Source organism: Candidatus Poribacteria bacterium, assembly GCA_016866785.1.
GTDB lineage: Bacteria > Poribacteria > WGA-4E.
Genome location: VGLH01000047.1, coordinates 23,541 through 29,816, shown reverse-complemented (window position 1 = coordinate 29,816; position 6,276 = coordinate 23,541). Strand labels below are relative to the sequence as shown.

6 protein-coding genes and 1 tRNA gene are annotated in these 6,276 nt (G+C 66.4%); 5 read left to right on the top strand and 2 right to left on the bottom strand.

The window, feature by feature from the left end:
- Window positions 1-1,520: 1,520 nt before the first annotated feature.
- Window positions 1,521-1,593, bottom strand: a tRNA-Arg gene (locus tag FJZ36_08820).
- Between the two features lie 121 nt (window positions 1,594-1,714).
- Entirely contained in the window at window positions 1,715-2,761 is a 1,047-nt protein-coding gene (locus tag FJZ36_08815) for a hypothetical protein (GenBank protein MBM3215000.1), read from the bottom strand.
- Window positions 2,762-2,843: 82 nt separating this feature from the next.
- Between FJZ36_08815 and FJZ36_08810 the strand changes: the two genes are divergently transcribed.
- The 5 genes from FJZ36_08810 (at window position 2,844) to FJZ36_08790 (ending at window position 6,264) form a co-directional block, all read left to right on the top strand.
- On the top strand, window positions 2,844-3,065 hold the full coding sequence (locus tag FJZ36_08810; protein ID MBM3214999.1) for a helix-turn-helix transcriptional regulator: 222 nt from the start codon (window positions 2,844-2,846) through the stop codon (window positions 3,063-3,065).
- On the top strand, window positions 3,058-3,426 hold the full coding sequence (locus tag FJZ36_08805; GenBank protein MBM3214998.1) for a hypothetical protein: 369 nt from the start codon (window positions 3,058-3,060) through the stop codon (window positions 3,424-3,426). The genes FJZ36_08810 and FJZ36_08805 overlap by 8 nt, the downstream gene beginning before the upstream one ends.
- Before the next feature lie 170 nt (window positions 3,427-3,596).
- Complete coding sequence (locus FJZ36_08800) at window positions 3,597-4,082, top strand: hypothetical protein (protein ID MBM3214997.1); 486 nt, start codon at window positions 3,597-3,599, stop codon at window positions 4,080-4,082.
- A gap of 59 nt (window positions 4,083-4,141) precedes the next feature.
- Window positions 4,142-6,073, top strand: a complete 1,932-nt coding sequence (locus FJZ36_08795; GenBank protein MBM3214996.1) for a hypothetical protein — start codon at window positions 4,142-4,144, stop codon at window positions 6,071-6,073.
- On the top strand, window positions 6,055-6,264 hold the full coding sequence (locus FJZ36_08790) for a hypothetical protein (GenBank protein ID MBM3214995.1): 210 nt from the start codon (window positions 6,055-6,057) through the stop codon (window positions 6,262-6,264). The genes FJZ36_08795 and FJZ36_08790 overlap by 19 nt, the downstream gene beginning before the upstream one ends.
- Window positions 6,265-6,276: the final 12 nt, after the last annotated feature.

Below are 6,276 nucleotides of genomic sequence, written 5' to 3'. Positions count from 1 at the left end.
TCTCTCATTCGACATCGTGAACCTGCAGGCGCAGCGAGAGGGAGCCCTGGGTGGCGACGGATCGTATCTGCTCTCGGCGCGACGCGGCTACGTCGATTGGCTCCTCGCGCTGATCGACCGAATCAGTCCGCTCGAAGAGAAGTTCCGTCCTCGGTTCTTCGACACGTTTGGGAAGGTCGAGTTGCCGCTGGGCTCCGACGACACCTTGACCGCATACGCCCTCTACGCACGAGACACGAACGAGATCGACAAGCTGGGCAGGATCGACGATCTGCGCTCGACCTACGACAGCCTGACGCTGGGAGCGCGTTGGCGGCGCACGTTGGACGCCGCTTCCGAAGTCGATGTGACTCCGTATGGCAGCCTGCTTCAGCGCGACCGCCGTGAAGGCGAGCAATGGGACATCCGCGATGTGCAGCGGGCGGGCGTCCGGGTCGACTACTCTCGCCGGTTGGCACGAGGTCACACGCCAGGAGCCGGCGTCGATCTGGCGTGGGCTCACGGCGACTACGACTACCTGGAGACGACCGATCCGTTCCCAGAGCTCGAAGCGACATCGGCACCGATCCGTGTGGAGGCTGATGTCCGCAGCATCGTCGCGACTGCCTATGCCGAAGACAACTGGCAGATCGGGAGGGACATCGGGCTCGTATGGGGCGGGCGAGTGCTCGCAGGCTCCGGTGCGTCGGCGACAATCAGTCCGAGGATCGCGGCAGCCTGGCGCGCAGCGACTCCACTGACGCTGCGCGTGGCATGGGGGCGCTACATCCAGCCTGTCGATGCGTCCAACCTGCCGGTCGAAGGCGGCATTACGGAATCCCAGGCACCGGAGCGCGCGTCGCACGCGATTGCCGGAGCCGAATGGAGCGTAGGGCGTCATGCCACGGTTCGCGCGGAAGCCTACGCGAAGGAGTACCGCGATCTCGTCGGTCGCGTTCGCGACGTCGGCAGGAAGTCCAGCTTCGTCTTGCTGCCGTTGCCGACGTCAGGAAGGGCGTATGGGGGAGAGATGCTGGTGCAACGCGCTACCGGGAGCGCATCGTTCTCCGGCGGGTACGCGCTGTCCGTTGCGCGGGTCCGTCGCCGAGAGCGCGAGGTTCCTCGCGACTTCGATCAACGCCACAGCGTCGTCGCCAACGGTTCCTGGCATCTGTCGGACTCCCTCGCGCTGAACGCTGGATGGCGGTTCCACACAGGCACTCCGCTGACGCCCGTGGCGTTCGTCCCGTCCGACGATCCGGCGAAGCCCGTGCCTGTGCTTGGGGATGAGAACTCCGAGAGGACGCCGTCATTCCACAGCCTGGACGTCCGGTTGACCAAGCAGTTCAAGTGGACCACGTGGCAGATGACGGCGTACGTGCAGGTGATGAACGCCTACTTTCGGAACAACGTGCAGGAGTACTCCTATGACCCCGAGCAGGGGTTTGCGCAGGTCGAGGAGTCGTTCCTGCCGTTCACGCCGACGTTCGGATTGATCGCGTCGTTCTAGCAGCCGCCGGAGGCGGCAGACGATGTGGAAGTACGCCCGGACGGACTCGAACCGCCGACCAAGAGTTTAGGAAACTCCTGCTCTGCTCCGCAAACCCGCGACGTTGCTGGGTTCCTGTGCCTTCCCTTCGCCGAATGTCCCAAGATTGACCCAAGAATGTCCCAACGCTTTCCCCAAACGACGTAGACACACTACGCCTTTGGGTCGCCTGACACAAGGGCTGTCTCAAGGCGAACCGTCCGCGCTCCGCTTCGTCGTCACCTTCAGTCGCCCCGTCATGGCTTGCGGCACGACCGTCCGACGGATGCGGGCGAAGTCGCTCGCCATGCGTTGGGGCGTCGAGAAAGCCCATTGCGGGTAGGCGTCGTTCCAAGCCACGTGGGCGGCTCTCCATCCGCCGACCGGGCGGGACTTGCCGGAGTCGTCGAGTCGCCGCGTGACGAACAGCACGAACGCGGCGTTTCGCTCGTTCATACCCCGGAGTTCCCGCGCCCCGCCTTTTTTGTAGGCGTCGCTACGGAGCGTGGGCGGGTCGGTGTGTGCCTGTTCCCGCGCCCCGCGTGCGTAGGCGTCGCGTCGAAGGCTGCAATAGGCGGCAGCGACTTCCTCTGCGGATACCCATGTTGGGATGCGAAGGCTGATCGTGTTCCTCGTCGGGTCGCTCTGTACGTGGATCGTCCCCGCTATGCCGGCAGCGAGAGGCTCCACGTCGGCGAGGACGAACCTGACGGCGGCGGGTTCGCTCCAATCGAACCGTTCCGCGAGGGCGTCGGCGAGACCCTTCAAGCGTTTCAACGCGCCGTTTCCCGCTGGAACGCTGCCCTCCCAACCGTCGTCGTGCGGATAGGCGAGCCATGCGGTACGGGGACGCGCGTCCCATCTGGCGCGTCCTTCGAGCCAGCCGCGAACCGCTTCGGGTTCCAGCAACGTCCCGCCGAGTTCTTCGGCGCGGAACGCCTGAACTTCCGGCAGACACCGGGCTTCCCAAGCGCGGAGCGCGGAGACGACGGCGGTGCGGTGTCCAGCCGCGCCTTTCGGCTTCGTCTGGACTGCTTCCGACCGGACGGACGGGCGGGGGATGTCTTCAAGCTTTCGTATCCGCTTCAAGGCGACGTCGATGGCTTCCTTGAGGTCGGCGTCGCAGGACGCGTCAAGCACTTCGGCGACGTAACCGTCCTCCTGCAACAGCCTCCAGACGGCATCGATGACGGGATGGCGAAGTCGGCGTTCCACGAGAGCGCGAACGTCGTCGTCGGTTCCGAGTTTACGCATTGCCGACCCCTTTCGACTCATATGCTAGCCTGAGTATGATCCGGCGTCAAGGGCGGCGTCGGCGCGAAACAAGGGGATTCTAATGCAGACACTTCGAGGTCTCCGGCGCATCGCCGGGTGGAGTCAGCAACGGCTAGGCGGCGTGGCGCGCGTCACGGCGTATGCCGTCTCCATGATCGAACGCGGACGGATGACGCCCTCCATCGGGCAGGCGACGCGGATCGCGGACGCGCTCGGCGTGGATCCGCGCCTTGTCAAGGAGTTGGCGGGGGCGTTCGCCGAGAAGGAGCCGGGCGATGCGTAGGCGGCTTCTCTTCAACCGCGACGGGCGGCAGGTCGCGTCCTTGACCGACCTGCGGGACGGGCGGCGGCGGTACGATCGGTTCCGCGTCGATCCGGCGCGCGACCTTCTGCGCCGCTGGAACGGGTACGCAATCGATGAAGCCCATCTGCGCCAGATGGCAGACGGCGACACCGTGCGACTGACGTTCACCAACGGCGAGACGCTCTCCACGACGGCGGGCGACTTCCGGCGGCATGGCACGCTGTTCGACTTCCAGCGGGGGCGGCAGGTGTGCTTGTCGCTAGCCTACTGGCGCGCCAGTGGCGAGGCGACGGCGGACGGCGCTGAACAGTTGGCGTTCGCGCTGGACATGGGAGGCTGACCGATGCTCCTGACGAAGCAAGCAGACCGGGGCGAATGGACGGCGGGGACGCACCGCGTCCGATTCGCCGATGTCACCGTGATCGGACGGGACTTCGGGCGCGGGGCGCAAACCGCGCTCCGGCTCGGATGCTGGACGCTCACGCCCGATGCGCGAAAGGTAGGCTGACGATGATGCTCCGCAAGCAGAGCGGCGCGGACGGATTCGATTCGGGAACGCATCGCGTTCGCCTCGTCGCGGTCGAGGAGGTCGAGCACGATTTCAACGACGGGAAGGGGCTTCAGACGCGCGCAATCTGGACATTCGAGGGCGCGGATGATCCGTCGCGTCAGGTGCGGGGATTCAGCGGCATCCGGCTGACGGCGAACTCGCGTCTCGCGGCGTTCGTCACGGCGATTGTGGGCGTCGGATTCGACCGCCTGCCCGATGCGCTCGACGTGGAGCGGCTCGTCGGGCGGACGGCAATCGCTCAGGTGGAAACGACGCCCGAAGGGCGCGCGAGGATTGTCGCGCTCGTCGCTGACGTGGCGAAGGCGACGGCTCCGAAGCCGCGCTCCCTGTCGCCCGACCGAGAAGATGCAATCGCGCGGTCGGAACGGGCGGGTTCGTCTGAGCATGACGATCTTGAGGTCGGCGAAGACGACATCCCGTTCTGAGTCTGCGCGGGCGCGGGGCATCCGGGCTCCGTGCCCATTTTCATACGAAAGGGCGTTCCATGGCGCAAGTCGAAAGTGCGACGCACGCGGCAATCTGTCAAGCGGCGTTAGGCTACGTGCGGCAGGGGTTCGCCGTTCTGCCGGTCTTCGGCAAGCGTCCGGCGGTTCGTTCCTGGACGGCGTTCCGACAGACGGCGCCGACCTCGGAGCGCGTCGCGGCGTGGTATGCCGGCTCCGCATCCGACCTGACCGAGGAGGCGCGCGAACACGTCGAGGCGGGCGGCGCGTTGGGCGTTGGCATCATCCTCGGCTCCGTCTCCGGGCTGCTGGTGGTCGATCGCGACCCGCGAAACGACCGCGACGGCGCGGGCGAGCGTTGGCGGCGTTCCATGCCCTTCCCAGCGACGGCGAGGGCGGACAGCGGCGGCGGCGGGGTGCACCTCTACTTTCGGCTTCCGACAGGCTTTCAGGGCAAGGGTAAGGCTGCCCCAGCGGCGGGCGTCGAGGTTCTGAGCGACGGGCACTACGTCGTGGCTCCGCCGTCGGCGCATCCGTCGGGAGGCGTCTACACTTGGCGGCGTCCGTTGAGCCGGATCGCCGACGCGCCCGACAGCCTGCTCGCCCTGCTGACGCCCGACGATCCGACGCCCGACGAACCCCGCGCCGTCCCGACGCTCGCGCCGTCCACTGACGCATCAGGCGACGCGCTCCATGCGTACGCGGCAAGGGCTCTCCAAGAGGAGACCGATCGCGTCCGTGCCGCACCGGAGGGCGAACGCAACGACACGCTCAATCGCGCGGCGCACTCCCTCGGAAAGCTCGTCGGCGCGTCCGCGCTGGATCGCGCCGAAGTCGAGCGGGAACTTCTCGCGGCGGCGACGGCGTGCGGACTGCCGGCAAGCGAGGCGAAGGCGACGATTCGCAGCGGACTGAACGCGGGCGCGTCCGATCCGCGCGACTTGTCGCAGGTCGGGCGAACCAAGTTGCTCGTCTTGCCCTCGGCGCGGGGCGGTGGAGGGCGCGACGGCGAACCCGTGGGCGTGAAGCCGGACGTCAAGGAGGAGGGTGTCATTATGATGAACGACGTGTCCGAGTTCTACGGCTCGGTCGCGTGGCTTTGGGCTGATCGCATCCCAGCGGGACATGTGACGTTGATCGTCGGCGAGACCGGCGTCGGCAAGTCGCACCTCGCGGCGCATCTGATCGCGGCGATCGCCGGAGCGCAACCCTTTCCCGACGGTTCGCGCGCGCCGAAGACGGGGCGCGTCCTGCTCATTGAGACTGAGGATTTTCGCGGCGCGTACGCCCAACGGCTTCGCGCGCTCCGCGTTCCCGAAGACGCGATCCTTCTGCCAGCGGGCGATAGGACGGAGCCGACGTACGTTCCCAACCTGCTCCGGGATGAACAGATGATCGAGCGGATCGCTTCGCGGCACGAGGTCGCGGCAATCCTCGTCGATTCGCTGTCGGGTGGGCATTCGCTGGATGAAAACACGGCGGACATGCGGCGCGTCCTGCAAACGTTGACGGCTCTCGCCGGGAAGGTGGGCGTCCCAGTGATCGCCGTCCATCACTTGCGCAAGCGAAGCGTCCACGAACCGGTAGGCGTCTCGCTCGACCGGATTCGCGGGTCGAGCGTCATCGCGCAGTTCTGCCGCTCCGTCATCGCGCTGTGGGTTCCCGACGCCGATTCGGGAACCGTCCGCGCCGATTGCGTGAAGGCTTCCTTCTGCCCGAAGCCGCTGCCCTTCGCGTTCGACATCCTGCAGGAGGGTCTTGCGTTCGTCCCGGTTCCAGAAGAACCGCGTCCGAGGACGGCGCGAGACGACGCCGTTGACTTCCTGCGACTTGAACTTGCGGGCGGCGGCAAGACGAGGGTGGAACTGGTCGCGCTGGCTGGGGACGTGGGTATCGCCGCTCGTACGCTTGATCGCGCCAAGCTTTCCATCGGGGTTCGCGTCGAGGATGGGCGATGGACGTTGCCAACCTGATACCCCTTGGCAACGTGGCAATCGTGGCAACGTGGCAAAGTTTGCCAGCTTTGCCAGCTTTGCCAGCTTTGCCACCTTTGCCAACTTCGCCACCTTTGCCAGCTTCGCCACCTTTGCCACCTTTGCCACTTCGCCAGCTTTGCCACTTCGCCAGCTTTGCCACTTCGCCACTTGCCAACGACTCCTATTAGGAGGAGGGCTAC